Source organism: Nocardia sp. NPDC051321, from assembly GCF_044455225.1.
Lineage (GTDB): Bacteria > Actinomycetota > Actinomycetes > Mycobacteriales > Mycobacteriaceae > Nocardia.
Window position 1 is genome coordinate 620,274 of the sequence record NZ_JBITEM010000001.1, and the last position, 26,577, is coordinate 646,850.

A 26,577-nucleotide genomic window follows, 5' to 3' on the forward strand; every position below is an offset into this window, starting at 1 on the left:
CATGGAGGTGGTGTCGACGGTCCGCGCCGGTGTGCTCGACCATTTCGGTGTGCAGGCGACCGGCGTCGATTCGGCGTCGGTGACGTTCCTCGGGTTGGAGCCGATCGAGATCCTGCGGATCGTGGACGGCGAGCTGGTGCACTACGCGACGGTGGGCGGTTCCCGGCATCCGATGGGCGATCCCACTGCGCTGCTTGCCGATCCGGTGCAGGGGCCGCGGGCCGAGCTGGTGCTCACGCTGCGTGGCACGGCGGGCGCGAGCTCGGGGCTGGCCAAGACGCTCGGCGTGCTCGCCGCCGCGCCCGCGGTGGAAGGCGTTGTGCTGCAAGCGGATGCGCTGATGGACCTGGGTGAGCCGATGTGGCAGGGCGCGCCATTCTCCGCGGTTTTGTTGGGGGACAGCGGGATTCCCGAGGTGGTGCTGCCCGCGCCCGCCGAGCCGGTGCACTACTTCGCGGTGACGCCGGTGACCGCCACCGAGGCGGCATGGGTGCGGGTGCGCGGGGCGCAGGCGTTGCGGGACGCGTGGGCCGAGGCGGGCATCGACGTGCGCGACCCCGAACGAGGCGCCGCCAGTTTGTAATTCGGGCTAGAGCCAGTTGTTGCGGTGGAAGTTGGCGTACAGCCCGACGCAGATGGCCAGCGTGACCACGATCACCAGCCAAAACCCCGACGGCGCTGCCAATCCGGGCATGTGCGTGAAGTTCATCCCGTAGATGCCCGCGATCATCGTCGGCACCGCGGCGATGGCGACCCACGCCGAGATCTTGCGCATGTCGGTGTTCTGCTGCACGCCGACCTTGGCGAGCGCGGCGCTGATCAGCGCGCTCAGCGCCTCGTCGAAGTCGCTGATGCGCTCGGCGACCCCGGCGTGATGGTCGGCCACATCCCGCATGTAACGCCGAATCTCCTTGGGCAGCGGGATATCCGGCTTGTGGCCGAGCAGCTGGAGCGGAATCGCGAGTGGGTTCACCGCCCGGCGGAGTTCGACGACTTCGCGTTTGAGCTGATAGATCGACTCGATCGCGACTTGGCTGCGCGGGGTGAAGACCTCTTCCTCCATCGCATCGATATCGAGCTCGACCGACTGTGCCACTTCGATATACGAATCCACCACATGGTCGGCGATCGCGTGCAGCACCGCACCGGTGCCGAACATCAGCTGCGCCGGGTCGGCCTCCAGCTCCTTGCGAAGCGAGGCGAGCTCGGAGTGCTCGCCGTGGCGGACCGACACCACGAAGTCGGGCGCCGTGAAAACCATGATCTCGCCGGTCTCCACGATCTCGCTGATGCTGTGCAGTTCGTGCTCGACGTAGGCGACCGTGCGCATCACCAGCACCAGGGTGTCGTCGTAGCGTTCCAGCTTGGGGCGTTGATGCGCGGTGACGGCGTCTTCGGCCGCGAGCGCGTGCAGCCCGAATGTCTGCGCGATATCGGCCATTTGGGCCTCGTCGGGATCGTGCAGGCCGACCCAGACGAACCCGGCGCCGCGGTTGTGCACCTCGGCCAACGCGTCCTGGTGGGTGAATCGGCCCGGCAGCCGCCGTCCCTCGACATAGACGCCGCAGTCGACAATCGCCCGCGCGGTCGGGATCGGGATCCGCGGCAGGGCGCGGGCCGGCCGGCCCGCGCCGCGGAACGACGGTAGCGGCGGAATCGATGGCACATCGCGATGCTACGTCCCCTGCGCGTGCGGTCCCCGGCTTGCGCTCGCTGCGAGGCCGGGAAGCTCTAGCGAAGTGTCACCGGGCATGAACTCGCGAACGCCGCCGATCGCACTGGCCGGTCGCGCACTGTAAGACTGAGGGCGTGCGCATCGACTTGCATACCCATTCCACCGCGTCCGACGGAACCGACAGCCCGGCCGAACTGGTCCGGAACGCGGCCGCCGCAGGCTTGGACGTCGTCGCGATCACCGACCACGACACCACGTCCGGCTGGTCCGCGGCGGTCGACGCGCTGCCGAAGGGGTTGACGCTGGTCCGTGGCATGGAGATGTCGTGCATCGGCCTCGGCGAGGACGGCTGGCCGGTGCCGGTGCATCTGCTGGCCTATCTGTTCGACCCGACCGATCGCAGTTTCGCCGACGAACGCGAGCGGCTGCGCGCCGAACGGATCCAGCGGGTGCGTGCCATGGCCGACCGCATGGTGGCCGACGGCTTGCCGATCGATCCCGATGCCGTGCTCGCCTCGGCCGGGCCGTCCGCGGGTCGTCCGCATTTGGCCAGGGCCCTGGTCGCTGCGGGCGTGGTGCCGAGTGTCGACGCCGCGTTCGAGGAATTACTCGCGCCGCACGGCCCGTACTACGCCGAAAAGGCCGACACGCCGTTGCGCCGCGCGGTCGAGATGATCGCCACCGCGGGCGGGGTGAGCGTGGTCGCGCACGCGCGGGCTCGCAAGCGGGGCAGGCTGCTCGCCCTGGACGACATCCGTGAGCTGGCCACCCTCGGCCTCGGCGGACTCGAGCTCGACCATCCGGACCACTCGGCCGAGGATCGCGCCGTGCTTGCCGACCTGGCCGCTGAACTCGGCCTGCTCACCACCGGCTCCTCGGACTATCACGGTGCGAACAAGACCATCCACCTCGGCCAGTTCACCACCGACCCGGCGCAATTCGAGGTGCTGGCGGGCAAGGCGACCGGCGTGCCGGTGATCTCCTCGTGAAAGTGGTGCGCGGAGTCAGCGGGGCGGTCGCCGCGGGCACCGTCGCGCTGCTGCTCGTCGTCATCGGCACCGCCGTGATCGCGGCGCGGCGGGACTTCCCCGGCCCGGGTAGCGAATCGGTGGCCTGGCACGTGGCGTCGGCGGTGATTGCCGTTGCGGCACAGATTTATTCGGACAAACGTCGGGGTTTTGCCGCTTTATCCGGATCTGCGGTTGTTTTTGTTGCCGCCGGATTATTGCTCTGGACCCAGTGGTGGAGCTGATTAGCGGCGCTCCGCTGACAACAGATCGAATACGGCAGCGATAAATATTTCGTTAATGGTTGCGGTTCCGTGAATTGTGGCCGAATATTTCTCTTTGTGGCGGAACTCGAGACGGACGTACTTATTTTGGGCGGAGGGCCCGCCGGGACCTGGGCCGCCGTATCCGCCGCCGCTACCGGGGCCCGGGTGGTGCTCGCCGACAAGGCCAGATGCGGCACCAGCGGCCCCACCGCACACGGCACCACCTCCCTGTGGAATATCCCGCCCGGGCCGGCCAGGGACGAGGCGGTGCACCGCGGCTACGCGCACGGCGGCGGCCTCGGCGACCAAGAGTGGATGCATCGGGTCCTGGAGGAAACGCACCTGCGCGTCGAACAGCTGGCCCGCTGGGGCTATCGGTTCCCCGGCGCGGGGCCGGGCTCCTCGCTACGGGTGTACCTGGACGGCGCGAGTTACCTACGCCGAATGCGGCGCAGCGTGCTCGACGCGGGCGTGCGCATCCTCGATCATCATCCGGCGCTTCAACTGCTCATCGATCGTGACGGCAAGGTCGCCGGGGCGACCGGAGTGCAGCAGCACAACGAGTTCGAGGCGTGGACCGTCCGTGCGGGTGCCGTGGTGGTCGCCACCGGCGGTTGCGCGTTTTTGTCCGGCGGGGCGGGCACGGACGTGGACACGGGTGATGGACTGCTGTTCGCCGCGGAGGCCGGTGCCCAGCTGTCGGGCATGGAGTTCTCCAGCGCGTACGGCCTGACGCCCGTGGTGCAGGTGCCGAGGCCGGTTCAGCCGCTGAATTACACGCTCGGCCTCGGGCTGCATTTCGCCACCCTCTACGACGAGTCGGGCACGGTCCTGGAAGGTCATCGGGCCGCGGCCTTCGCCGCGATCGCCGACGGCCGCAAGGTCTTCGCCGCACTCGACGACGTGCCGGTGCCGATGCGCGGCTGGCTGTCCGCTCAGGGTCTGGTCGACCGCGCAGGCCGGGTGACGCTGCGGGCCGTGCTGGAGGGCACCGTGCGCGGCACCGGTGGTCTGCGCCTCGCCGGCCAGGACTGCGCGACCACGGTCCGCGGGCTGTTCGGCGCGGGTGATGTGACCACCAGGGAGCCGATCACCGGCGCGGTCAGCGGTTTCGGCGGTCAGGGCGGCGCCTGGGCCATCGCGTCCGGCGTGTGGGCGGGCACGGGGGCGGCCAGGCACGCGCGCACGGCCGACCGGCGCAGCCCGACTCACGAGGTGGCCGGTGCCGGACTCAGCGCGGTGGCGCGGATCGATCCGCGCGCCGTGGTCGGGCTCGTGCAGGAACACACGCTGCCGTTGCGTCGCAGCTACTGGCGCAGCGCGGGCAGCCTGGTCGACAGCATCGGCGAACTGGACTCGATGTGGCCCGGCGCCGAATTCGATCTCGGCGGCACCGGCGTTGACCGGTTGCGGGCCAGGCAGGCCGCGGCGCTGCTCGCGGTGGCGCGGTGGACCAAATACAGCGCGCTGGCGCGGACCGAGAGTCGCGGCATGCATCGGCGCACCGATCATCCTGGGGCCGAGGCGGACTGGCGGGTGCGGTTGATGTCAGGGGGCCTGGACAACGTGTGGGTGCGGCCGGACGCCCGGGAAATCGAGGCGCTGGACGCGGGCGTGGTCGGTGCCACAGAGATTTCGGTGGCGCCTGCCCGTGAAGCCTTCCCGCGGGGCAGGCGGGAGACCCTGGTGCTCGACGCACGCGGCCCCGCGGTCACGCACAAGCGCGACGCGAGCGTGCTGAGCACGCGGTCCGCGGCCATCCCGGATGCCCCGGCGATCCTGCCCGAAGCGGAGGACGGCCCCGCCCAGCACCTCACACCGGCCGACCCGATCGCGATGTGACAACTCACCGCTCGACCGTGGCCACGTGCGAGTTTTCCCTTACCGCCGGGTAATTCCGCCGTTCTAGGCTGGATACCGGCGCGCGACACAGCGAGAACCCGACCGGTTTGGCAAGTCGCAGACCGTGCTGGCAGAATGTGTCGGATTCCTTTACCTACGCCACCGCCGGGTTCTGGAGTTACGGAGATCTCCGCCTCGCGACGCACCGTCGCGACCCGAGGATCACGCCGCATGTTCTGTCCGGACCCACCCGTCCGGCTCCCGCTCCGCGGATCAGTGCCGCGCCACGTCAGCGAAATCGGCTACGGGTTTTAGTAACCCGCCGTAACGCGAAACGTACCGGTCAGCGCACTCGATGAGCGTAATGAAAACCGCAGGAGCGGAGCCTGCGGAGCGACCATAGACACTTATCCCTATATACCCGGCGGTAACCGTCCCCCGGTTTGTCCGGCCCGAGCAGGAGTGAAATCGTGTCACCTGTGACTGACGCACCGAATGCCACTGCAAGTCTTTCCGAAATCACCCACGACGAGATTTTCGCGGGACATCTCGGAGGCAAGCTCTCGGTAGAACTCAGCTCGCCGCTGGAGACCCAGCGCGACCTGTCGATCGCCTACACCCCGGGCGTCGCTCAGGTGAGCCGGGCGATCGCGCAGGACGTCGAGCTCTGCAAGCGCTACACCTGGACCGACCGTCTCGTCGTCGTGGTCAGCGACGGCACCGCGGTGCTCGGCCTCGGTGATATCGGCCCGCGCGCCTCGCTGCCCGTGATGGAGGGCAAGGCGGCGCTGTTCAAGAAGTTCGCCGGGCTCAACTCGATCCCGATTGTGCTGGACACCAAGGACGTCGACGAGATCGTCGAGACGGTCATCCGGCTGCGCCCCAGCTTCGGCGCGGTGAACCTGGAGGACATCTCGGCGCCGCGCTGCTTCGAGGTGGAGAAGCGACTCATCGAGGCGCTCGACTGCCCGGTCATGCACGACGACCAGCACGGCACCGCCATCGTGGTGCTCGCCGCCCTCAACGGCGCGGCCAAGGTGCAGGGTCGCGGCATCGCCGACCTGAAGGTCGTGGTGTCCGGCGCGGGCGCGGCCGGTGTCGCGTGCACGAATATCCTGCTGGCCGCGGGTGTTCGGGACGTCACCGTGCTCGACTCGAAGGGCATCATCGGCCGTGAGCGCAGCGGCCTCAACGAGGTGAAGGCCGAGCTGGCCACCCGGACCAACCCGCGCGGGCTGATCGGTGGCGCCGCCGAGGCGCTGCACGGTGCCGACGTCTTCCTCGGTCTGTCCGCAGGCCTGATCGCCGAGGAGCTCATCGCCTCGATGGCGCCGGAGTCGATCGTGTTCGCCATGTCCAACCCGGACCCGGAGATTCACCCCGAGGTCGCGGCCAAGTACGCCGCGATCGTCGCCACCGGCCGCAGCGACTTCCCGAACCAGATCAACAATGTGCTCGCCTTCCCCGGCGTGTTCAAGGGCGCGCTCGACGCGGGCGCGCGCCGGATCACCGAGGGCATGAAGATCGCCGCCGCCGACGCGATCCTCAGCGTCGTCGCCGACGAACTCGGCCCGGACAAGATCGTGCCGAGCCCGCTGGACCCGCGGGTCGCCCCGGCCGTTGCCGAGGCCGTCGCGGCCGCCGCGCGCGCCGAAGGCGTTGCGCAGTAGGTTCGTTCACTTGTTGGAAGGCGCCTTGTCCCGCTCGGGACGGGGCGCCTTCCGCGTTGGGGTGTGCTTCCGGAGCGACAGATGGATCCAGATGTTCATGGCGATCATCGCGCACAGCGCGAAGACCAACGCCGCCGCGAACACGGGATTCTTATCCGAATAGGTCGTCCAGGCGAACAGCAATATCGCCACGAGCGCCACGTAGCCGCCGATGAACCTGATACTCACGGGTCAGACGTTAGCCAGGTCCGGCGCCGAACGTGCGATGTTTACAGCGAGTGCTCGTCCAGCCACTTGCGCGCCAGCTCGGCAGGTTGCGCGTGGTCGTCCCGGACGCTGCGGATCATGGCGGCGAGGTCGTCGGTGGTGATTTCGCCCGCAACGTAATTCAGCTTTTTGATCTGGCGTTCGTCGAGCGTGCCCTTGCGGAACAGGGGGAGCACGTTCTCGGTCCGCACCGCGTAGTTTTCGTCCGACAGGATCGTCAGCCCGTCGGTCGACCCGGGTACGACGGCGGGCGGGCCGGACAGCAGGCCGACTTGAACCTGCCCGTCCAGCAGTGCCTTTCGCAACGCGGCGGCGTCGGGAAACGGCACCGTCGCGGCGAAGTGGCACCCCGCCACCTGCTCGAGCGCGGGCGGCAGCGCGAACATGTCCGGCACCGCGGCGACACCGACCGTGATCGTGTCGCATCGTGGCGTGAGATCGCCGATGGTGCGCACGTTGTCGTGCGTCGCGGCCGCGGTGCTCAACACGACGCGCGGCCGCATGTCGGTGCCGTCGGCGGCATCGCTGACCACCAGGCCCTCGGGCAGCGACTTGCTCAGCGCGGTGGGCACCTTGTCGATGTCGGGTGCGCGGTCGGTGGCTGTGGTGTCGAGGAACGCCAGCAGCGCGCCGTTGTGCTCACCGATCAGATCGATCCGGCCCGCGTCCAGCGCCGCGAGATAGTCGGCGCGACCGCCGAGATGCGGCTCGACCGAGGTGCGCGCGCCGGTCCGCGCCAGCGCGCCCGCATATATTTCGGCGAGCACGCTCGACTCGACCGAATCGGCGGCACCGACCGTGATGCGCGCCCCCTGATCACTGTTACCGCAGGATACGGCCAGTGTGGCGGTCGCGACGACCAATACTCGAGCCAGCATCCGCAGCGACGCGGGCAACACCATTCGGCGACACCAACTCTCCGAGAGACCGACAGAGCTAACACGAACACCCTGAAGCGGGCAGTATGGACACCCAGAATGTACCGGTGGCTGTGTTGCCTCGGGACCTCGCACTGCCCGTCAGGTCGGAAGGACTCCAGTGAAAACCTCGATCACCCCCGGTGCCGCGCGGCATGGCCGGTCGGCGCTGCGGCTCGCGCTGCGCGCCACCCGGTTCATCGTCGCCGCCGCGGCATTGGCCGTCGCCATGATCCTGTCCGCGTGCGGCGGCAACTCCGATCCACTGGCCAGCAAGGGCGACTGCCGCGGCGACGGGCTCATCGTCGGTTCGGCGAACTTCCCGGAATCCGAGACGGTAGCCGAAGTCTACGCGGAGGTGTTGCGCGTCAACGGATTCAAGGTCGACACTAAGCTGAATATCGGCAGCCGCGAGGCGTACGTCCCGGCCGTGCGTGAGTGCGCCATCTCGGTGATTCCCGACTACAACGGCAACCTGCTGCAGTACTTGGACAAGAGCGCGACCGCGACCAGCGCGGCCGATGTCAATGCGGCGCTCACCAAGGCGCTCGGTTCGGATCTCGTCATCGGCACCCCGGCCCCCGGTGAGGATTCCGACGCGGTAGTGGTCACCAAGGCCACCGCCGAGCGCTGGAACCTGCACTCCATCGCCGACCTGGCCGCGCACGCCGGTGAGGTGAAATTCGGTGCGCCAGCGGAGTTCCAGGAGCGCGCCGGCGGTCTGCCCGGCCTGAAGAAGAACTACAACCTCGACATCGCCGCGAACAACTTCGTGCCTATCGCCGACGGTGGCGGGCCCGCAACGGTGCGCGCGCTGGTCGAAGGTCAGGTGACCGCCGCCGATATCTTCACCACCTCGCCCGCGATCACCCAGAACAACCTGGTGGTGCTGGAAGATCCGAAGCACAACTTCCCCGCGCAGAACGTGGTCCCGTTGCTCAACGCGGCCAAGAAGACGGACAAGGCGCTGGCCGCGCTGAACGCCGCCTCGGCCAAGCTGACCACCGCGGAGCTGATCAAACTGAACGAGGCGGTGTCCGGTAGCAGCAAAACCGAGCCCAAGGCCGCGGCGGTGGCCTGGGTGGCCGCGCAGGGACTGAACACACCGACCGGCTAGGGGAAAACCGTTGTCCGATATTGAATTTCGCGGTATCAGTAAGACCTACCCGGACGGCACCCGTGCCGTCACCGACCTCGATCTGCGCATCTATTCCGGTTCGTTCACCGTGTTCGTCGGCCCGTCCGGCTGCGGCAAGACCACCTCGATGCGGATGATCAATCGAATGATCACGCCCAGCTCCGGCACGATCACCATTGCCGGACAGGACATTTCGAAGGTCGACCCGGTAAAACTGCGGCTCGGTATCGGCTACGTGATCCAAAGTGGTGGACTGCTGCCGCACCGCACGGTCGTCGACAATGTGGCGACCGTGCCGGTGCTGCGCGGTGATTCGCGCAGGGCCGCCCGAGCGGCGGCGCTGGAGGTGCTCGATCGGGTCGGCCTGGACCGGGCGCTGGCCGGCCGGTATCCGGCGCAGCTTTCCGGCGGGCAGCAGCAGCGCGTCGGGGTGGCCAGGGCGCTGGCCGCCGACCCCCCGGTGCTGCTGATGGACGAGCCGTTCAGCGCCGTCGACCCGGTGGTGCGGGCCGAGCTGCAGAGCGAAATGCAAAGGCTGCAGGCCGAATTGCAGAAAACCATCGTGTTCGTGACGCACGACATCGACGAGGCGATCACTCTAGGCGATCGGGTCGCGGTGTTCGGCCGTGGCGGGGTGCTGCAGCAGTACGACGCGCCGGATCATGTGCTGGCCCAACCGGCTACCGATTTCGTCGCCGATTTCGTCGGGCGTGATCGCGGTTACCGCGGACTGTCCTTCCGTTCCGCGAAAGCTGTTCCGCTGCACGAGATTCAGACTGCGACGGCGGAAGCGGTCGCGGCACTGCGGTTGGACCGCGGCGACTGGGTGCTGATCGTCGACGCGGCCGGTAAACCGCACGGCTGGATCGACGTGACCGGCGTGGAGGCGGTGCGCGGTGGACGTTCGCTGGCGGACAGCACCGCCGCGGGTGGTTCGCTGTTCACGCCGGCCGGTGATCTGCGTCAGGCGCTGGACGCCGCGATCTCCTCGCCCGCCGGAGTCGGTGTCGCCGTGGATGATTCGGGTGCCGTCCGGGGCGGCGTGCTGGCCACCGAGATCCTGCAACAGCTCGCCGATCAGCGGGCCGAGGAAGACGCCGAGCGCAACAGGCACTTCTTCGAACAGGAAGTGAGCGGCGGGGGATCGGTGTGAGGTACCTGATCGACAACTTCGCCGACATCATGGGGTTCACCAAAACCCATCTGTACCTGGCGCTGGTGCCGCTGGTGCTCGGGTTGGTGATCGCGATTCCGGTGGGCGCGCTGGTGCGCCGGGTGTCCTGGCTGCGCCGGGTGACGGTGACCACGGCGAGCCTGGCGTACACCATTCCGTCACTGGCACTGTTCGTGATCATCCCGCCGCTGGCCGGGATTTCCACGATCGACCCGTTGAACGTGATCATCGCGCTGACGTTGTATTCCACCGCGCTGCTTGTGATCGCGGTGCCCGCGGCGCTGGATTCGGTGTCCGCCGAGGTGATCGACGCGGCCGACGCGGTCGGGTTCAGCCCGCTGCGGCGCACGCTGACCGTCGACATGCCCTTGGCCATCCCGGTTTTCGTGTCCAGCCTGCGGGTGGTGGTGGTGACCAATATCGCCATGGTGTCGGTCGGCGCCCTGATCGGTGTCGGCGGCGTCGGCAAGCTGTTCACCCAGGGCTACCAGCGTGACTATCCCGACGAGATCGTCGCGGGCATCATCGTGATCCTGGCGCTCGCGTTGATCTTCGACCGCCTCGTCTACGCGCTCGGCCGCTGGTCGACGCCATGGGTGCGGGCCGACGCGAGGTCCGCGAAGGCGAAAGGCGGTGCCGCGTGAACCTTTTCATCGACGCCTGGCACTACCTCACCGACGGCGCGAACTGGAGCGGGCCCGCGGGCATCGAACACCGTATCGCCGAACATCTTTGGTACAGCTTCCTCACCATCGTGATTTCCGCCGCCGTTGCGCTGCCGCTCGGTCTGGTGATCGGCCACACCAAGCGCGGGGCCGCCGTGCTGGTCGGTTTCGCCAATGCCATGCGTGCGCTGCCGACGCTCGGCCTGCTCACCTTCCTGGTGCTCGGCCTCGGCCTCGGGCTGATCCCGCCGCTGCTTGCCCTGGTGACCGTGGGCATTCCGCCGCTGCTGGCCGGTGCCTATGCCGGAATCGCCAATGTCCCAGCCGATGTCGTCGACGCGTCGCGCGCCATGGGGATGACCGAGACGCAGATCCTGTTCCGCGTCGAGGTGCCCAACGCGCTGCCCATCCTGCTCACCGGTCTTCGCGGTGCCACCCTGCAGGTGATCGCCACCGCGACCATCGCGGCCTACGTCAACCTCGGCGGCCTCGGTCGCTACATCTTCGACGGCATCAGCCTCTATCGGTACGACCGTGTGCTCGTCGGCGCGCTGCTGGTGGCCGTCCTGGCCATGGCACTCGACGGGCTGCTCGCTTTCACGGTCTGGGCCAGCACCCCCGGTACCGGGCGGCTGCGTCGCGCCGACGCGATGCCGGTGGCCCCTGATCTCAGCGTGCGATCCGCAGACTGAGCTGCCGCTCGATCCACTGGTGACCGGCCCCGACTGATGTCGGGGCCGGTTTGCTGTGCGCGTGATCACCCTTGTGCGCGACGAATCGATCTTGCCTTCGGATTGTTCCGCGCCGTATATTCCACGTGGAATATTAAGAGCGGAGCATGTCGGAGTGCGGGGCTAACGTTTGCCCCGTCGGTCGATGGCTCCGGCTCGCGCGATGACTGTGCGCGGGCAATGTGCGGGAGGTGACGGAAATGGCGCAGCAGGCGCGTCAGGCGGTGACGCCCTTGGCGATCGCTGTGCTCGCGCTGCTCGAAGAGCAGCCGATGCATCCATACGAGATGTTTCAGCTGCTGATCGCGCGCCGGGAAGACGCACTGGTCAAGGTGCGGCCCGGTTCGCTGTACCACACGGTGGCGCGGCTGGCCGAGCAGGAATTGGTACTGGCCGAAGGGGTCGACCGGGCGGGAAACCGCCCCGAGCGCACCACCTATCGGATCACCGAGCGCGGCCGGACGGCGCTGCGCACTCGGATCGCCGAGATCCTGCGGTCGCCCTCGCCCGAGTACCCGGTGTTCGACATCGGGCTCGCCGAGGCGCACAACCTGCCCAAGGCCGACGTGCTCGCGTTGCTGGGAGAGCGGCTCGCGCAGCTGGAAGGCCAACTCGCCGAAGTCGGGATGCTGATCGGCTGGGCGGCCGAACGCAAGGTGCCGCGCCGCTACGTCGTCGTGCTCCCGTATCGGCAGGCCGTGCTCGGTGCCGAGGTCCGTTGGCTCGAGGACTTCCTCGCCGAACTGGCTGGTGGCGACCTGGAATGGGATGAGTTCGACTCCGTCACGGGTGACCGGATCGCCAAAGATCCCCATCACCACACCTGGGCAAGCGGCAACCAGCTCGCGTCGCCGTCCACGCCGCACTTGGAGCGGCTGACGCGCCATCACGACAGCGCGTCCACGCACGCGTCCCACGTTCTTCCCCCCGCACTGGGAACATCCGAGATAGGAACACCGAATCCATGACCACTCAACGCAATCCGTGGCTGGCGCTCACCGCGCTTGTTGTCGGCTTCTTCATGATCCTGCTGGACATGACGATCGTCGCGGTCGCCAACCCGGCCATCATGACGGACCTGCACGCCGACATCTCCAAGGTGATCTGGGTGACCAGTGCCTACCTGCTCGCCTACGCGGTGCCGCTGCTGGTCACCGGCAGGCTCGGTGATCGCTTCGGGCCCAAGAACATCTATCTGATCGGCCTCACCGTGTTCACGGCGGCCTCGCTGTGGTGCGGCCTGTCCGGCACCATCGGCATGCTGATCGCCGCGCGCGCCGCCCAGGGCATCGGCGCCGCGCTGATGACGCCGCAGACCATGGCCGTGATCACCCGCACCTTCCCGCCGGACAAGCGCGGCGCGGCCATGGGCCTGTGGGGTGCGGTTGCCGGTCTCGCCACGCTGGTCGGACCGATCCTCGGTGGGGTGCTGGTCGACGGCCTCAGCTGGAAGTGGATCTTCTTCGTCAACGTCCCGATCGGCATCGTCGCGTTCGTGCTCGCCGCCTGGCTGGTGCCCGCGCTGCCGACCAACCAGCACAAGTTCGATATTCCCGGTGTGCTGCTCAGCGGCGTCGGTATGTTCCTGGTGGTCTTCGGCATCCAGGAAGGCAACACCGAGGACTGGTCGCTGAAGATCTGGCTGGTGATCGGTGCCGGTGTGCTCGTGCTCGCCGCGTTCGCGGTGAATCAGGCACGCAACACCGGCGAGCCGCTGCTGCCACTGAACCTGTTCAAGGACCGCAACTTCGCGCTGTCCAACACCGCCATCGCCGCGATGGGTGCCACGGTCACCGCGTTCATGGTGCCGTCGTACTTCTACCTGCAGGCGGTGCGGGAGATGTCGCCGACCAAGTCGGCACTGGTGTTCGCGCCGATGGCCATCGGCACGCTCATCTTCGCGCCGTTCGTCGGCAAGTTCGCCGACCGGCTGCACCCGAGGATCCTGCCGACCATCGGCTTCGCGCTGTTCGCGGTGTCGGTGTTCTGGTTCTCCATGCTGATGACGCCGGACTCGTCGATCGTGTGGTTCCTGGTGTCGGCCGCGCTGGCCGGCCTCGCGAACTCCTGCATCTGGGGCCCGCTCGCGACTACCGCGACGCACAACCTGCCGATCCAACAGGCAGGCGCGGGCGCGGGTGTCTACAACACCACCCGGCAGATCGGTTCGGTACTCGGCAGCGCGGCGATCAGCGCCCTGATCGCCGCCCGGATGTCGGCCAACGGCCTCGGCGGCGGCAAGGTCGCCGAAGGTGGTGCGGGCCAAGGCCCCATCCCCGCCTTCGTCAAGGACGCCTTCAGCACCGCCCTCGGCCAGTCCACCCTGCTCCCCGCAGGCATCCTGCTAATCGGCGTCATCGCCTCCGTCCTCTTCGTCCACCACGGCAAGTCCGCCGCTCCCGGCCCGAAGGACAAGCTCGCCAAGGAGGAGTCACTGGTCGGCTGATCAACGAAAACCACCGCGCCCCACGGACCTTCGTCCGCGGGGCGCAGTGCTCTGCGCGGACCGACACATCACACCAGCGAGTTGCCCATCGCCAGGCTGCCGGTGGGGCAGAGGTTGTCAGTGGTCAAGGTCAGAAAGATGGCCCCAGTCGATCCGTCGGCGATTCTGCCTACTGCCGCTCGGTGAGTCCGCGTCGATTCCCGCGTGCGAATGATGTTTCCGTTCGTCACCTCGACAAGCTGACGGAAGTCCTCGTGGAGCTGCTTCCACATCTCCACGGTGACCGGTTCCGGTTGGAGGTTTTCGACTCGGGCCCAATCGAATACGGCAGACATCATTCCCCTCCGGTAGCGATTCACCTTGGCCACGACGCCGTCCGGTGCAGCGTAGATCGGTGTTCGCGCGCGAGCCTAGGCGCTGTCCGCCAGGGGTTTCAGCTGACCTGGATGGTGAGGGTGGGGTAGCCGGTGGCGCCGTCGGGGACTACGTCGGCGCGGTCGGCGGTTTGGGTGGCGCCGGAGCCGTCGGTGCTGCGGGCGCGGAGGGTGTGCGGGCCGGGGGTGGCGTCCCAGTCGTAGGTCCATTGGCGCCAGGTGTCGATGGAGAGTTCGTCGGCCAGGCGGGCAGGTTGCCAGTTGCCGTTGTCGATCTGGACTTCGACGGCGCGGATGCCGCGATGCTGGGCCCAGGCGACACCGGCGATGGTGTTGGGGCCCTGTTTGATTCGGCCGCGGGCGTGCGGGGTGTCGATGCGGGTGCCGGTTTTGATCGGGCCCATGGCGGACCAGCCGCGGCGGGTCCAGTAGGCGGTGGCGCGATCGAAGCGGGTGATCTCGAGTTCGGTGACCCATTTGGTGGCGGAGACGTATCCGTAGAGGCCGGGGACCACCAGCCGGGCGGGATAGCCGTGCGCGACCGGGAGCGGTTCGCCGTTCATGCCGACGGCGAGCATGGCGTCGCGGCCGTCGGTGAGCGCGGACAGCGGGGTGCCCGCGGTGAAGCCGTCGGTGCTGTGCGAGAGCATCATGTCCGCGTCGGGATGCGGGCCCGCCTCGGCGAGCAGTTCATCGAGCCGATAGCCGAGCCAGCGGGCATTGCCGATCAGGTCGCCGTTGACCGGATTCGACACACACGCCAGCGTCACCAGCCGCTCCAGCACCGGCCGATTCGCCAAATCCGCCCAGGTGAGCCGGATTTCACGGTCCACCATGCCGTGAATGCGCAGCGACCAGTCGTCCTTGGACAGCTGCGGCACGATCAGCGCGGTGTCGATGCGATAGAAGTCTTCGTTGGAGGTCAGATAGGGCGTCAGCCCGGGCACCCGAAGATCGGCCCCCGGCGCGATCGGCACCTCCGGTGCGGTCGGCTGCGGTAACTCCACCGCCGCCCGCTCACCCGACACGTCCCGCCGTCGCGTTCCGAGCAACCGCCCGCCGACGCCGGTGACAACGGCCAGACCGCCGACCACCAGCAGACCTTGCAACACTTGCCGCCGTTCCGGTGCTGCGGCTGCCCGTCCAGCTTCGGCCGGATCGGCGGTGACTGTGGAGGTCGCGGCGTCGGGATCTGTTTCGGTGCTGCGAGTTTCGTCTGAAACCACGGCGGGCTGGGCGGCCGCGTGTTCCGCGCGGGCTTCAGCAACGGCCTTGTCGGATACCTCGGCGGCCTCATCGATCCGGCGGGTCAGGACCCGCAGCGCGTAGATGCCGACGGCGACACCAATGATGGTCGGCAGCGCACCGGCGGCACTCGTGCGGCCGACCGCGACGATCGTGGCGACCACGCCGAAGAGCGCGAGCACCGTCGAACCCGCTGCGCGCGAGGTGCGTTCGAGCGCGCCCGCCAGCCCGGCGACGAGCACCGCGACCACCGCCATGCAGGCATACAACACGATCTTGTCGCTCGTACCGAACGTGGTGATCGCCCATTCGCGCGCACCGTCGGGCGTGTGGTCCACCACGGTCGCGCCGAGGGCATTGAGGGGCGCGCTGTCGGGGCCGAAGAACGCCGCGAGCAGTTCCGCGACGCCGAGCGTCACAGCCGCCGAGACGATCCCAGCCGCCACCCGCAATCGCAGATCGGCCATGAATCCGAGCCTACTGCCCGCAAAGTCCCAGGATTATGACCATTCGGTGACGTCAAGGACCGTGTCAGGGGGCGAACTCGTCGGCCAGGGTGTTCCAGAACATCAATTCGTAGCTCTGGAAGAGGCGGGCGTAGAGGTGGGCTTCGTCGCGTTTGAGGCGTCCGGAGTCGAGGCCGGCCTGGATGGCGCGCAGGGCCTGCTGTTCGATCTCGGGGACATCGGTGGCGTAGAAGTCGAAGAACGCGCAGGCCGCGTCGTCGAAACCGTAGTGCTCGCGCATGCCGGCGGCGACGTCGCGGCAGTACGCACCGAAGGCCGCGAAATTCGCGTAGATGCCCGCGGCGACCGAAGACGATTCTCCGTTCACCGCCAGCCAGGCCACATATGCGGGGTACGCCTGGCATCCCGCGCGCGGCAGTTCGGTCCCCGGATCCGCTCCGGCCGCGGCGAAGAGCGCGTCCAGCGTCACCTGTGCCTGCTGTTCACCCGGCGCGAGCATGCCGAAGAACGCGCGGGCCTGCGAGTCCGCCGCCCGCGCCGCCATCTCATGAAAGCTGCGCCAGTCACTCCCGGTGATCCGCCACTCCTCGGTAGCGATCGCGGCGAACACGGCCCGCGCCGCTTTCCCCGAGGCGATCAACGGAACAAGCCGATTGTCCGCGTCCTTCGGCGCCAACTCCGCCTGAATCTCATCGAGCAATTTCTTTGCGCCGTCAGTCATTTGAGCACGCTCCCGATCCTCGACGGTGTCACCCCATTGAAGCGCGAACTACGACCACCCGTCCGGAAAAACCGAAAAGCGCCGCCTGCGAAGGAAATTCGCGGACGGCGCTGATGCGGTTTCTCAGCTATAGATCTTCGCTACGTCGTCCGCGTGCTGCTTCATCACGACCGCACGCTTCAGCGACAACTTCGGCGTGAGCTCGCCGGTCTCCTGCGTCCAGTCGATCGGCAGGATGCGAATCTTCTTGATGCCCTCGGCATGTGAGACCTTCTTGTTGGTCTCGGCGACCGCGGCTTCGACGTCGGCGACCAGTTCCGGGTTCTCGATCAGCTTCTCGATCGGGGTGTCCTCGGGCACGTTGTGGTTCTTCTGCCAGCTGGGCAGTGCCTCCGGGTCGAGGGTGATCAGGGCGGCGACGAACGGCTGGCCGTCGCCGACCACCATCACCTGGCTGATCAGCGGGTTGGCCCGCAGCGAGTCCTCGAGCAGCGCGGGGGACACATTCTTGCCGCCCGCGGTGACGATGAGTTCCTTCTTGCGGCCGGTGATGGTGATGAACCCGTCCGCGTCGATGGCGCCGAGGTCGCCGGTCTTGAACCAGCCGTCCTGGAACGCTTCCTTGGTGGCTTCCTCGTTGCCCCAGTAGCCGTCGAACACCACGGACCCGCGCAACAGCAGCTCGCCGTCCTCGGCGATCTTGGCGCCATGGCCCTCGATCGGTTTGCCCACCGAACCGACCCGGATGTTCTCGGGAGTGTTCACGGTGATGGCCGCGGTGGTCTCGGTGAGCCCGTAGCCCTCGAAGATGGTCACGCCGACGCCGCGGAAGAAGTGGCCGAGGCGCGCGCCGAGCGGGCCGCCGCCGGAGACCGCGGCGTCGCACTGGCCGCCGAGCGCGGTGCGCAACTTGCTGTAGACCAGCTTGTCGAACAGCGCGTGCTTGAGCTTGAGCACCAGTCCGGGGCCGCCGTTGTCGAGCGACTCGCTCCACGCGATGGCGGTTTCCGCGGCCGCGTCGAAGATCTTGCCCTTGCCGCCGTCGTGCGCCTTCTGCTTCGCGCTGTTGAACACCTTCTCGAATACCCGCGGCACCGAGAGGATGAAGTGCGGCCGGTAGCTGCCGAACTGGTCGACCAGGGTGGACCAGTCGGAGGTGTGCGCGACGGTCACCTTGGCGTCGAACGCGACCAGCGCGACCGCGCGCGCGAAAACGTGCGCCAGCGGCAGGAACATCAGGGTCTTCTTGCCAGGCCTGATGAAGGTGCCGAGGGCGATCTGGTCCGACCGGGACTCGGCGTACAGGTTGGCGTGCGAGAGCATCACGCCCTTGGGCCGTCCGGTGGTGCCGGAGGTGTAGATCAGGGTGGCGGGGGAGTCCGCGTTGACCTGCTTGCGCCGGTCGTGCACGAGCTGGTCGTCCAGGTCGGTGCCGCGGCTGATCAGCTCGTCGACGACACCCTTGTCGATCTGCAGGGTCTCTTTCAGATCCGGCAGCGCGCTCGCGTCGATCTCATCGATGATCGCGCGGTGCTTGTCGCTGTCCACGAACAGCAGCTTGGTGGCGGAGTCCTGCAGGATCCACTTGGCCTGCTCGGCGGCCGAGCTGTCGTAGATCGCGACGGTGCAGCCGCCGACGGCCCAGTTGGCGAAGTCGAGCACGGCCCACTCGTAGCGGGTGGGGGCCATGATGGCGACGCGGTCGCCGAGTTCGATGCCCGAGGCGATCAGTCCCTTGGCCACCCCGGTGACGGTCTTCGCGAACTCCGTGGCCGTCACGTCCCGCCAGCCACCGCTACCGTTCGGCACGTTGAACAACACCGCGTCGGGCGACTGCTCGGCGTGCCGGAAGACGTTGTCGGAATTGTTCGCGTCTTCCGGAATGGTGTAGGAAGCCGGGACTTCGAACTCTCGCATCAGTGCCCTTCCACGTGGGTTTACTCGCCAGTAATCTACGACACCTGGATCAGGGCCGTGAGGTCGACCACCAGAAACGGATCCGTGCGTAACACCCGAGGCCGGACCCGCTTCGGTGATTATCCTAAGTCCCGGATATCGACCGGTTGAATCGCTTCCCGCAGGAACGCGGCCAGTTCGCTGAGCGCCGCGGCGGCGGGGGCGACCAGCGCGGCTTGCAGTTGCGCGACGTGCCACAAGCCCTTGCTCTCGGTGAATCGCACCGGCACGCCCGCCGCACGCAGCGCGGCAACCAGATCCCCGCATTGCCCGTGCAGCAGCTCGCCGACATCGACCTGAACATAAGTCGGCGGCAGCCCGACCAATTCGCCGGTGAGTGGCGCGTAACCAGGATCACTCGAATCCCCGCCGCCGAGATAGGCGGCGGCGCAGGCGCGTGACCACGGCCGGTTGATCACCAGGTCGCTGTCGCGTTCCGGGATCTGGTTCGGATCGGTCCACGGCGCGATCAGGCCGAGCCCGGCCGGGGTGTGCCCGTGCCGCGCGATCAGCCGCTGCGCGGTAGCCAGCGATAAGCCGCCGCCCGCCGAATCGCCGGAGAGGGCGATCTGGTCCGGGCGGTAGTCCCCGCTGTCCACCAGCTCCAGGAATGCCGCCTCGGCGTCGTCGAGCGCGGCGGGGAACGGGTGCTCCGGAGCCAGCCGGTAATCGGGCACGTAGACGGTGGCACCGGTTTCGCGGGCCAGCCGGGCCGTGAGGGACCGGTGGGTGGCAGGCGAGCCGACCGCGTAACCGCCGCCGTGCAGATAGAGCACCGCGCCGTGGGGTGTCGCGGTGGCGGTCACCTTCTCGGTGTGCCTGCCGCCCAGCCGAATTCGATCGATGGTGGTGCCCGCGGGCACCAGTTGCGCTGCCGAGCTCACTTCGAGCAGCAGGCGCTGCATCCGCCACGGCGTCCGCTTGTTCAGCGTGACGCGGAAGATCGGACGCAGCACCGCTCGTGCGACGGGCAGCGGAAGATTGATGTCCCGCATGGGTTGAACTCGAATCAGGGTAGGAATGGGCGGTTCACGACGGCGGCGATGCGCTGGTAGCCGGAGGCGGTGACGCGGACGAACACGTCGAGCAGCTTGGCCTCCCAGCCGATCAGCACCCGGCCGTGTCCCTTGCGCACGCCCTCGGTGATGGTCTGCGCGGCCATCTCGGGGGTGTGCATGGCCAGCTTCGCGTCGAACATCGAGGCGGCCTTCTTGCCGTCGATGCCCTCGGCCCAGGTGGCGTTGCGCGCGACGGCGGTCTTGATGCCGCCGGGGTGCACGCAGGTGACCTTGACCTTGTGCTTGCCGACCAGCATCTCCTGGCGCAGCGACTCGGTGAACCCGCGCACCGCGAATTTCGCGGCGTTGTAGGCACTTTGGCCGGGCACCGCGATCAGGCCGAACAGGCTGGACACGTTGATCACGTGGCCGTCACCGGAGGCGATGAGGAACGGCAGGAAGGCCTTGGTGCCGTTGACGACGCCCCAGAAGTCGACGTCCATGATCCGCTCGATGTCCTTGAACTCGGACTTGATCACGTCACCGTGGTAGGCGATACCGGCGTTGTTGTAGATCTGGTGCACCTTGCCGAAGTGGGCGTTCACCGCGTCGGCGTAGAGCAGCACGGCCTCGCGCTCGGCCACGTTGATCCGATCGGACTTGACCTCGGCGCCGAGCGCTTCGCAGCGGCGCACGGTCTCGGCCAGGCCCTCGGTGTCGATGTCGGACAGCGCCAGCTTCGCGCCGCGCGCGGCCAGGTTCTCGGCGAGCGCGCGCCCGATGCCGGAGCCGGCTCCCGTGATCACACAGACTTTGTTCTCGAAGTAAGCATCTTTGCTCACTGTGCAGCCCCTACTTTCAAGTCGGCCTTGGAGTGGTCGGTGGTTTGGTACGCGTCTACGTCGAACGACCGCGTGAGCCTACGGAATTCGAAGGTGAAGTCGGGCCACAGCGTGGTGTTGTTGCCGTGCTTGTCCAGGTACCAGCTGGCGCAACCGCCGTTGAGCCAGACGCTCTTGCTCAGCTTGCGCTGCAGGTCCTTGTTGAACTCGTCCTGCACGTCGCGGCGCACCTCGACCGTCTGCAAGCCGAGCTTGTCGACCGTGGCCAGCGCGTCGGCGACGTAGTTCAGCTGCGATTCGATCATGTACACCATCGAGGTGTGGCCGAGGCCGACGTTCGGGCCGAGCAGGAAGAACATATTGGGGAAGTTGGCGATGGTCGCGCCCTTGTATGCCTGCTGGCCGATCTCGTCGAAGACCTCGCTCAGCGTGCGTCCGTCGCGGCCTGCGATGGTCTCGTAGGTGGGCGAATCGGTGACGTGGAAGCCGGTCGCCACGATGAGCGCGTCGATCTCGCGCTCGGTGCCGTCCTTGGTGACGATCGAGTTCGCGCGCACCTCGGCGATGCCGTCGGTGACCACATCCACGTTGTCGCGGCTGATCGCCGGGTAATAGTTGTTCGAGATCAGCATGCGCTTGCAGCCGATCCGGAAGTCCGGGGTGACCTTGGCGCGCAGCTCGGGGTCGCGGACCTCGGCCCGCAGTTTGGCCTTGGCGATCAACTCGAACGCCTGCATCAACGGGGGGAACTTGGCGAGGCCGACGACCTGGGTCTCGCGCGCCGCGTAGATGGCCGCGCGGGACAGCCGCTGGAAACCGGGCAGGTGCTTGAACGCGAGCCGCTCGACCTTGGTGTACGGGCGGTCCATCCGGGGCAGCAGCCACGGCGCGGTGCGCTGGTAGACGTCGAGATGGGCGACCTTGTCCGCGATCGCGGGCACGATCTGGATGGACGAGGCGCCGGTGCCGATGATCGCGACGCGCTTGCCGGTCAGGTCGGCGTCGTGGTTCCAGCGGGCGGAGTGAAAGGTCTCACCCTGAAAGTCGTTGATGCCCTTGATATCCGGCAGCGCGGGCTCACACAGCGCGCCGACCGCGGAGACGACGGTCTCGGCGACGAAGCTGCCTTGGGATGACTCGACCTCCCACCGGGAAGTGTCGTTGTTCCAGCGTGCGCTGGTCACGTCGCAGTCGAAGATGTGCTTGTCGTACACCCGGTACTGCTTCGCAACGCCCTGGATGTACTGCTGGATCTCGCCTTGGCGGGAGAACGAGCGCGACCAGTTCGGGTTGAGTGCGAAAGAGTACGAATACAGGTGCGAAGGGACGTCGCAGGCCGCGCCGGGGTAGGTGTTGTCGCGCCAGGTGCCGCCGACATCGCTGCCGCGCTCGAGCACCAAAAAGTCGTTTCGCCCCTGCTGACTGAGCCGAATGGCTAGGCCGAGGCCGGAGAACCCGCCGCCGATAATGATCGTCTTGACACGGCGGATGGGCCGGTCGCCGACAGCTTTGTCTGTAACCTTGCGACTCATGTACCCGAGCGTAGAGCCTTATTGAGCATCAGTCAACAGTATTGAATCACGTTCAGTAGGATGTTGGTGTGAGTACCAGTCGTTCCGGTTCGGGAGAGACCAAGCGTGTCCGGCTCAGCCCGGACGAACGCCGCCTGCAACTGATCACCCTCGGTGCCGAGATGCTCGCCGAGCGCGCCCTCCAGGACATCTCCGTCGACGACATCGCCAAGCAAGCAGGCATCTCGCGCGGCCTGCTGTTCCACTACTTCGCCTCGGTGAACGAATTTCACGAAGCGATCGCGCGGCACGTCAGCGCCGAGTTCCTGACCGCCATCGCCCCCGATCGCAGCCTGAGCCTGTTCGACATGCTCCGCGACTCCGTCGAACGCTACGTCGACTACGTCGAGCAGAACCGTGCGGCCTACCACGCGATCCTGCGCGGCCCATCGAGCTTCAACCCGGGCATGCTCACCTTCGTCAACGAATCCCGCAGTGCCATAGCCGAACTCGTACTCACCGAGGTGCCCATCCCCCCGGACGACCTCGACCGGCCGCGGCTTTCACTCGCCATTCGCGGGTGGATCGCCTTCGTAGAGGAAACGATCCTCACTTGGATGAGCGAAAAGCCGATCCCGCGTGAACAACTCATCGAGCTACTCGTCGAATCCCTACCGGCCCTTGCCTTAAGCCCTGCGCTCGCCGCAGCGCTGCGCAACTGAGGGTTTCCGGCTGTCCCTGTCCTGCGATAGGGCATCCTGTCCGTCGATAGCCACGAAAAAGGCCCGCCCTCATCGGTTTCGATGAGGGCGGGCCTTTCGACCAGTGAATGACTGGTCAGCTGATCTTTACTGCAGGACCTGCGGGATCACCTGCGGGGCCGTGGCACCGAGGATCGCGCCGATCACCGCGGCGAACACGACATAGCTGATGCCGCTGGCGATAATGCAGGCGAAGTAGCCGACGATGAAGACGATCAGTGCCGGGATGCACAGGACCGCGGCGATGCCGAGGCCGACGAGGGCGCCGGCCGCGAGACCGTTGGCGACCGGGTCATGGTTCTGCGCGTCCGGGTTGGTCGCGATGGGCTTCAGGTCACCGGTGGCGGTGGCCTTGTTCAGCTCGGCAGCGACCTCAGGAGTCACCTGAGGGGTGACGACCAGCGTCTTCCCGTCCTGGGAAATCTGCGGAGCCAGCGCGATCGTGTTGCCCGCAACCGTCTTCATCGACATCGGGAACTCGGTGACCTTCGCACCGGTAGCCGATTCCACCTGCACCGCCGACGAATCCGCGGTCAGGGTGAACTTGCCACTGTTCAGCACAGTGGAGATCGACTTCAGGTCCGCAGACGTGGTGGTCTTGTACTCGACGCCCTGCTCGGCACCCGTCGCCGACAGGCTGTCGGCCCACCGAGCCTGCTGGTCCGCCAGTTCGGTCGCGGACGAAGTGCCCGCGCTGGCGAGGGTTGCCACTACCGCGAAGGGCAGCACGACCGTGAGGATGTTGCGGCCCGCGCGCATGACAGTCTTATGGAACATTTAGGCTTTCTCTCCCGCCCCCGACCGCTATGGAACGCCTTGTCCCCCAGACGAATCGAAGCGTTGATATTGATCGACAGAGACATTCATATCCGACGCTCCCCCCAAAGCAGAACTTATATGACGAGCGTCACACCGCCCCGCAAAATGAGCCTTCTGCCCCGAACCATGCACCCCGCAAAAGCGCTGGTAAGGCCCCTACTCGTCCCTCGCTACGCCCTTCCCCGGAGTAGCTGGTGCGGTGGAGCCCCCGCCGCCCAAACAACCGTCGTACATTAGCCCCCAGGCCACACCGCCCCCACAAGGATCGCCAACGCCCACGCGGCCGTCGCGCCGATCCCACTTAACGCACAGAACATCCTCTTGACGCATGCTGCAACCTACGTCAAGAGGCAGCTTCATGCGTCAAGTCGACTGGGGGTGATTCCGGCTCGGGGTTCCTGGTTGGTCGATCGGATGTGGTGTTGTTTTGGGGGTGGGGAGGGCGGCTTTGGGGCGTGGTTAGTTGTTGGTGGTTCTGCGGAAGTTATTTATCGCTTTCCAGATTTCTTCGTGTGGTGCGAAATGCTGATTCAGGTCGCCCATGTGTTCGATCTTCTGGAGTATTTCGGCTATTGATGCGGCTGGGGGTGAGTTTTTGGACCAATTGTTGGATGGGATTTCGAGGATTGCGACGAGGAGATCGCCGGGGTAGTAGTCGCCTTCTGTGAGAGGGTCTTGTGTGAGCAAGTCGAGTGCGCGAGGCAATAGTGCTTGAATTCCTTCGTGTTGCCGGATCAAGACTCGGAGGTCCTCGGGGGTCAGCTCTCGAATCGGCTTGCGGCGTAATGCGTGCACGGTTTTTATGAGCCGTGTCGCATCTGCTGGCGGGTCTGGCCACGATGTCTCTTCGATCTGCTCCACCGACAGGTTGCCGATTTCATCCATGGACGTCATCCTGATGCCTATCCGTTCGTTATGGCCGAATTGTTGGTTCAGTTTCTCGGAACGAATTGCTCACTGTAATCCAGCAGCCTACTGGCTTCGGATAGCTCACGTTCGAGTTCCTGGCGCGCTGCATCGCCGATTCTTGAATCTCCCAGGCTTCGTTGGATTTGCCCAATCCTATTGACGAGTCCGTTCTGCGCATCTCGCACTTCGTGTACGTGATCCCAGGGCGTGCCGTCCGGCTTTCTCGCCACGACTTCCCCATCCAATTCACGCCGGGCTGCGTCGAGATCTCGGTCTGTTAAATGCTCTTTGATCTTATCAGTCTTAGTGGGTCGATTGGATTGGTCATTCGAATCAGTCGAAGAATCGGAATTTGCGTCATCATCGATGAGCACGCGCATGGCGATGATGGTGGCCAGGGAGGTGAGGGTGGTGCCGAGGTCGGGGACTTTGTCGAAGGATTTGATGATGCCGACGGCTCCGGCTGCGGCGGTTGCCAGGCCGACCGCTTTGAGGAGGTTGCTGCCCTGGTAGACGGTGCGGATTGTGTTGATGGTGTTGGTGACGATGACGCCGACGCCGCCTGCTCCAGCGGCTGCGCTGCTGCCGAAGGTGAACAGGGCCGCGGCCGCGGCGGCGGCCACGGTGATGCCGATTGCCCATTCAGCCTGGGTGATCGAGGATTCGATGTTGTTGCGCACGTCCACGGTACCGGTGTGGTAGTCCGAGACCGGGCCTGCCAGGTTCTGGGATGCCGCGGCGACTTGGGTCGCACCGTTGCGCAAGGTTTCGAGGTGGTCGAGGATCGGCGGCAGGTTTGTCTTGTCATCGATGTTGTCGAACAAGCCGATGATGGTGGTGATTTGGCCTGCCGCGCCGGTGATGGTTTGGTGGTTGGCGAAGGTGGTCCACGTGGACGATGCTTTCGCGAGCTTCGCGATATCACCGTTGGGTAGCTTACCGAACTTTTCCAGGATTTGGGCGATCAGGGCGTCGAAGAGTTCTTGAACACCGCCGTGGCGTTCGATGCCGATCCCGTTGTTGCGCACCGAGGTCGGGATCGTGACCTGATATTTCGACACCTCGCGAACATCGGGCCGATCGGGTGGTGGATTGCTCTTGTTGCTGATGCCGTAGTTGTATCCGGTTGCGTACAAGACATAACCGAAGTTGGTGAGGGCGTCCGCGAGGTCCGTGCACGACTGCATCGTGTCTCGCGCGGCGGTGTCGTACTTTTCGCCCCACTCTTTGCATCCGGGCGCGTCGCCGGCCATGCCCGCGCATTCGCCTTTGACGGCATCGTGCACGGGTTTGTCCGCGCGACGGAGTTCGGCGGCGAGGTCGTGGCATTTCTTGGCGGCGTCGTAGTAGGTCTGCCAGTCGATGCGCACGGCTCAACCCCCTTGCAGCATCTTGCTGTTGAGTTCGATCGCCCGGGTGTAGCGCCCGTGCGCCTGTTTCGCCGCGTCGCTCATCTCGCGCACACCCTCGACGAATTCGCGCGCGCCGGTCGCCCATTGGCGATGAGCGTCGGCATAGGCCTGGGCGGCAACGCTTTCCCAGCCGGTGCCGTGCAAGGCGGCGACTCGGTCATCGATCTCATCGAGATGGTCTGCGACGAAGCCGGCGAGGCCGGATAGGCGAGAGACGATCTGGTCGAGGTGATCGAGGTCGACCGAGAATTCTGAGCTCATGGCAGGTCCAGACTGGAGGTGTCCAATGCGGCGGCATTGGTCTCGTCGCGTTTCTGGTAGGTGTCGGCGGTGATGCCGAGTTTCTCCGCCATGCCGGTCAATGCCGACATGATTCGCACGCCGCCATCGCGTACATCGGTCCAGCCGTCGGCGAATTCGGTGGCCGAGTCACCGGTCCAGCTTCCGCTGGTCAGTGCATCCACGTCTTTAGCGGCAGAGTCCAAGGCCGAACGCAGCGCCTCGGCCAGCTCGTATACGTATTTGCCGACGTCACGAACCTGCTCGGGAACGACCGAAACCTGCTGGCCGGGTGTTACCGGCGTACCCCCGTCGCTCATGGTGACGGAGTTTACTGACCGCGCTCACCAGAGTCGACCATGGGAAATGCCGGACGCCGGGGGGGGGGGGGGGGGGGGGGGGCGGGGCGCCCCCCCCCCCCCCCCGGGGGGGCCCCGCGGGGGGGGGGGGGCGGGGGGGGGGGGCGCCCCCCGGGGGCGCCCCCC

26 protein-coding genes are annotated in these 26,577 nt (G+C 66.7%); 12 read left to right on the forward strand and 14 right to left on the reverse strand.

The window, feature by feature from the left end; translation table 11 throughout:
- Nucleotide 1: 1 nt before the first annotated feature.
- Nucleotides 2–583, forward strand: a complete 582-nt coding sequence (locus tag ACIA8C_RS02950) for a suppressor of fused domain protein (RefSeq protein WP_397130533.1) — start codon at nucleotides 2–4, stop codon at nucleotides 581–583.
- Between the two features lie 6 nt (nucleotides 584–589).
- On the opposite strand, the gene ACIA8C_RS02955 is transcribed toward ACIA8C_RS02950, so the two are convergent.
- Entirely contained in the window at nucleotides 590–1,666 is a 1,077-nt protein-coding gene (locus ACIA8C_RS02955; protein WP_397130534.1) for a magnesium and cobalt transport protein CorA, read from the reverse strand.
- Nucleotides 1,667–1,809: 143 nt separating this feature from the next.
- On the opposite strand from ACIA8C_RS02955, the gene ACIA8C_RS02960 reads away from it, so the two are divergent.
- The 4 genes from ACIA8C_RS02960 (at nucleotide 1,810) to ACIA8C_RS02975 (ending at nucleotide 6,460) form a co-directional block, all read left to right on the forward strand.
- Nucleotides 1,810–2,664 (forward strand): PHP domain-containing protein, encoded by an 855-nt coding sequence (locus ACIA8C_RS02960; protein ID WP_397130535.1) that lies wholly within the window; start codon nucleotides 1,810–1,812, stop codon nucleotides 2,662–2,664.
- A complete protein-coding gene (locus tag ACIA8C_RS02965) occupies nucleotides 2,661–2,927 on the forward strand; it encodes a hypothetical protein (protein ID WP_397130536.1) in 267 nt (88 codons plus the stop codon). The genes ACIA8C_RS02960 and ACIA8C_RS02965 overlap by 4 nt, the downstream gene beginning before the upstream one ends.
- 96 nt (nucleotides 2,928–3,023) lie before the next feature.
- A complete protein-coding gene (locus ACIA8C_RS02970; RefSeq protein WP_397130537.1) occupies nucleotides 3,024–4,790 on the forward strand; it encodes an FAD-binding protein in 1,767 nt (588 codons plus the stop codon).
- Nucleotides 4,791–5,260: 470 nt separating this feature from the next.
- Nucleotides 5,261–6,460: an NADP-dependent malic enzyme gene (locus ACIA8C_RS02975; protein WP_397130538.1), complete on the forward strand. Its 1,200-nt coding sequence runs from the start codon at nucleotides 5,261–5,263 to the stop codon at nucleotides 6,458–6,460.
- A 6-nt stretch (nucleotides 6,461–6,466) separates the two neighbouring features.
- Here the strand turns inward: ACIA8C_RS02975 and ACIA8C_RS02980 are convergent, their stop codons facing one another.
- A complete protein-coding gene (locus tag ACIA8C_RS02980; protein WP_397130539.1) occupies nucleotides 6,467–6,688 on the reverse strand; it encodes a hypothetical protein in 222 nt (73 codons plus the stop codon).
- A 41-nt stretch (nucleotides 6,689–6,729) separates the two neighbouring features.
- Entirely contained in the window at nucleotides 6,730–7,629 is a 900-nt protein-coding gene (locus tag ACIA8C_RS02985) for an ABC transporter substrate-binding protein (RefSeq protein ID WP_397130540.1), read from the reverse strand.
- A 244-nt stretch (nucleotides 7,630–7,873) separates the two neighbouring features.
- On the opposite strand from ACIA8C_RS02985, the gene ACIA8C_RS02990 reads away from it, so the two are divergent.
- The 6 genes from ACIA8C_RS02990 to ACIA8C_RS03015 all read left to right on the forward strand — a co-directional run bounded on the left by ACIA8C_RS02990 (nucleotide 7,874) and on the right by ACIA8C_RS03015 (nucleotide 13,798).
- Entirely contained in the window at nucleotides 7,874–8,761 is an 888-nt protein-coding gene (locus tag ACIA8C_RS02990; protein ID WP_397130747.1) for an ABC transporter substrate-binding protein, read from the forward strand.
- A gap of 10 nt (nucleotides 8,762–8,771) precedes the next feature.
- On the forward strand, nucleotides 8,772–9,935 hold the full coding sequence (locus ACIA8C_RS02995) for an ABC transporter ATP-binding protein (protein WP_397130541.1): 1,164 nt from the start codon (nucleotides 8,772–8,774) through the stop codon (nucleotides 9,933–9,935).
- Entirely contained in the window at nucleotides 9,932–10,600 is a 669-nt protein-coding gene (locus tag ACIA8C_RS03000) for an ABC transporter permease (RefSeq protein ID WP_397130542.1), read from the forward strand. Before ACIA8C_RS02995 ends, ACIA8C_RS03000 begins: the two co-directional genes overlap by 4 nt.
- A complete protein-coding gene (locus ACIA8C_RS03005; protein WP_397130543.1) occupies nucleotides 10,597–11,313 on the forward strand; it encodes an ABC transporter permease in 717 nt (238 codons plus the stop codon). The genes ACIA8C_RS03000 and ACIA8C_RS03005 overlap by 4 nt, the downstream gene beginning before the upstream one ends.
- 239 nt (nucleotides 11,314–11,552) lie before the next feature.
- Nucleotides 11,553–12,320, forward strand: coding sequence for a PadR family transcriptional regulator (locus ACIA8C_RS03010; protein ID WP_397130544.1), 768 nt, complete (start codon nucleotides 11,553–11,555; stop codon nucleotides 12,318–12,320).
- A complete protein-coding gene (locus ACIA8C_RS03015) occupies nucleotides 12,317–13,798 on the forward strand; it encodes a DHA2 family efflux MFS transporter permease subunit (protein WP_397130545.1) in 1,482 nt (493 codons plus the stop codon). The genes ACIA8C_RS03010 and ACIA8C_RS03015 overlap by 4 nt, the downstream gene beginning before the upstream one ends.
- A 433-nt stretch (nucleotides 13,799–14,231) precedes the next feature.
- On the opposite strand, the gene ACIA8C_RS03020 is transcribed toward ACIA8C_RS03015, so the two are convergent.
- The 6 genes from ACIA8C_RS03020 to ACIA8C_RS03045 form a co-directional block, all read right to left on the reverse strand.
- Nucleotides 14,232–15,884, reverse strand: a complete 1,653-nt coding sequence (locus tag ACIA8C_RS03020) for a molybdopterin-dependent oxidoreductase (protein WP_397130546.1) — start codon at nucleotides 15,882–15,884, stop codon at nucleotides 14,232–14,234.
- A 64-nt stretch (nucleotides 15,885–15,948) separates the two neighbouring features.
- On the reverse strand, nucleotides 15,949–16,605 hold the full coding sequence (locus ACIA8C_RS03025; protein ID WP_397130547.1) for a hypothetical protein: 657 nt from the start codon (nucleotides 16,603–16,605) through the stop codon (nucleotides 15,949–15,951).
- A gap of 123 nt (nucleotides 16,606–16,728) precedes the next feature.
- Nucleotides 16,729–18,522: an AMP-dependent synthetase/ligase gene (locus tag ACIA8C_RS03030; RefSeq protein ID WP_397130548.1), complete on the reverse strand. Its 1,794-nt coding sequence runs from the start codon at nucleotides 18,520–18,522 to the stop codon at nucleotides 16,729–16,731.
- A gap of 119 nt (nucleotides 18,523–18,641) precedes the next feature.
- Nucleotides 18,642–19,556: an alpha/beta hydrolase gene (locus ACIA8C_RS03035; protein WP_397130549.1), complete on the reverse strand. Its 915-nt coding sequence runs from the start codon at nucleotides 19,554–19,556 to the stop codon at nucleotides 18,642–18,644.
- Nucleotides 19,557–19,570: 14 nt separating this feature from the next.
- Nucleotides 19,571–20,401 carry an SDR family NAD(P)-dependent oxidoreductase gene (locus tag ACIA8C_RS03040; RefSeq protein WP_397130550.1) on the reverse strand — a complete coding sequence of 277 codons (831 nt, stop codon included), beginning with the start codon at nucleotides 20,399–20,401 and terminating at the stop codon, nucleotides 19,571–19,573.
- Nucleotides 20,398–21,933 (reverse strand): flavin-containing monooxygenase, encoded by a 1,536-nt coding sequence (locus ACIA8C_RS03045; RefSeq protein ID WP_397130551.1) that lies wholly within the window; start codon nucleotides 21,931–21,933, stop codon nucleotides 20,398–20,400. Before ACIA8C_RS03045 ends, ACIA8C_RS03040 begins: the two co-directional genes overlap by 4 nt.
- A 68-nt stretch (nucleotides 21,934–22,001) precedes the next feature.
- Between ACIA8C_RS03045 and ACIA8C_RS03050 the strand changes: the two genes are divergently transcribed.
- On the forward strand, nucleotides 22,002–22,634 hold the full coding sequence (locus ACIA8C_RS03050) for a TetR/AcrR family transcriptional regulator (protein WP_397130552.1): 633 nt from the start codon (nucleotides 22,002–22,004) through the stop codon (nucleotides 22,632–22,634).
- Nucleotides 22,635–22,760: 126 nt separating this feature from the next.
- On the opposite strand, the gene ACIA8C_RS03055 is transcribed toward ACIA8C_RS03050, so the two are convergent.
- The 5 genes from ACIA8C_RS03055 to ACIA8C_RS03075 form a co-directional block, all read right to left on the reverse strand.
- Nucleotides 22,761–23,450: a hypothetical protein gene (locus ACIA8C_RS03055; protein WP_397130553.1), complete on the reverse strand. Its 690-nt coding sequence runs from the start codon at nucleotides 23,448–23,450 to the stop codon at nucleotides 22,761–22,763.
- 501 nt (nucleotides 23,451–23,951) lie between these two features.
- Nucleotides 23,952–24,377 carry a contact-dependent growth inhibition system immunity protein gene (locus tag ACIA8C_RS03060; RefSeq protein WP_397130554.1) on the reverse strand — a complete coding sequence of 142 codons (426 nt, stop codon included), beginning with the start codon at nucleotides 24,375–24,377 and terminating at the stop codon, nucleotides 23,952–23,954.
- A gap of 47 nt (nucleotides 24,378–24,424) precedes the next feature.
- Nucleotides 24,425–25,771 (reverse strand): polymorphic toxin type 28 domain-containing protein, encoded by a 1,347-nt coding sequence (locus ACIA8C_RS03065; RefSeq protein ID WP_397130555.1) that lies wholly within the window; start codon nucleotides 25,769–25,771, stop codon nucleotides 24,425–24,427.
- 3 nt (nucleotides 25,772–25,774) lie between these two features.
- On the reverse strand, nucleotides 25,775–26,074 hold the full coding sequence (locus ACIA8C_RS03070) for a WXG100 family type VII secretion target (RefSeq protein WP_397130556.1): 300 nt from the start codon (nucleotides 26,072–26,074) through the stop codon (nucleotides 25,775–25,777).
- Nucleotides 26,071–26,412, reverse strand: coding sequence for an ESX-1 secretion-associated protein (locus ACIA8C_RS03075; RefSeq protein ID WP_397130557.1), 342 nt, complete (start codon nucleotides 26,410–26,412; stop codon nucleotides 26,071–26,073). The genes ACIA8C_RS03070 and ACIA8C_RS03075 overlap by 4 nt, the downstream gene beginning before the upstream one ends.
- Between the last annotated feature and the right edge of the window lie 165 nt (nucleotides 26,413–26,577).

Excerpts from the sequence above, each read along its gene's own strand:
- ACIA8C_RS02950 (WP_397130533.1), top strand. The coding sequence starts at position 2 with ATGGAGGTGGTGTCGACGGTCCGCGCCGGTGTGCTCGACCATTTCGGT.
- ACIA8C_RS02985 (WP_397130540.1), bottom strand. The coding sequence starts at position 7,629 with ATGGTGTTGCCCGCGTCGCTGCGGATGCTGGCTCGAGTATTGGTCGTC.
- ACIA8C_RS02990 (WP_397130747.1), top strand. The coding sequence starts at position 7,874 with ATGATCCTGTCCGCGTGCGGCGGCAACTCCGATCCACTGGCCAGCAAG.
- ACIA8C_RS03010 (WP_397130544.1), top strand. The coding sequence starts at position 11,553 with ATGGCGCAGCAGGCGCGTCAGGCGGTGACGCCCTTGGCGATCGCTGTG.
- ACIA8C_RS03015 (WP_397130545.1), top strand. The coding sequence starts at position 12,317 with ATGACCACTCAACGCAATCCGTGGCTGGCGCTCACCGCGCTTGTTGTC.
- ACIA8C_RS03020 (WP_397130546.1), bottom strand. The coding sequence starts at position 15,884 with ATGGCCGATCTGCGATTGCGGGTGGCGGCTGGGATCGTCTCGGCGGCT.
- ACIA8C_RS03025 (WP_397130547.1), bottom strand. The coding sequence starts at position 16,605 with ATGACTGACGGCGCAAAGAAATTGCTCGATGAGATTCAGGCGGAGTTG.
- ACIA8C_RS03030 (WP_397130548.1), bottom strand. The coding sequence starts at position 18,522 with ATGCGAGAGTTCGAAGTCCCGGCTTCCTACACCATTCCGGAAGACGCG.
- ACIA8C_RS03035 (WP_397130549.1), bottom strand. The coding sequence starts at position 19,556 with ATGCGGGACATCAATCTTCCGCTGCCCGTCGCACGAGCGGTGCTGCGT.
- ACIA8C_RS03045 (WP_397130551.1), bottom strand. The coding sequence starts at position 21,933 with ATGAGTCGCAAGGTTACAGACAAAGCTGTCGGCGACCGGCCCATCCGC.
- ACIA8C_RS03055 (WP_397130553.1), bottom strand. The coding sequence starts at position 23,450 with ATGTTCCATAAGACTGTCATGCGCGCGGGCCGCAACATCCTCACGGTC.
- ACIA8C_RS03060 (WP_397130554.1), bottom strand. The coding sequence starts at position 24,377 with ATGGATGAAATCGGCAACCTGTCGGTGGAGCAGATCGAAGAGACATCG.
- ACIA8C_RS03070 (WP_397130556.1), bottom strand. The coding sequence starts at position 26,074 with ATGAGCTCAGAATTCTCGGTCGACCTCGATCACCTCGACCAGATCGTC.
- ACIA8C_RS03075 (WP_397130557.1), bottom strand. The coding sequence starts at position 26,412 with ATGAGCGACGGGGGTACGCCGGTAACACCCGGCCAGCAGGTTTCGGTC.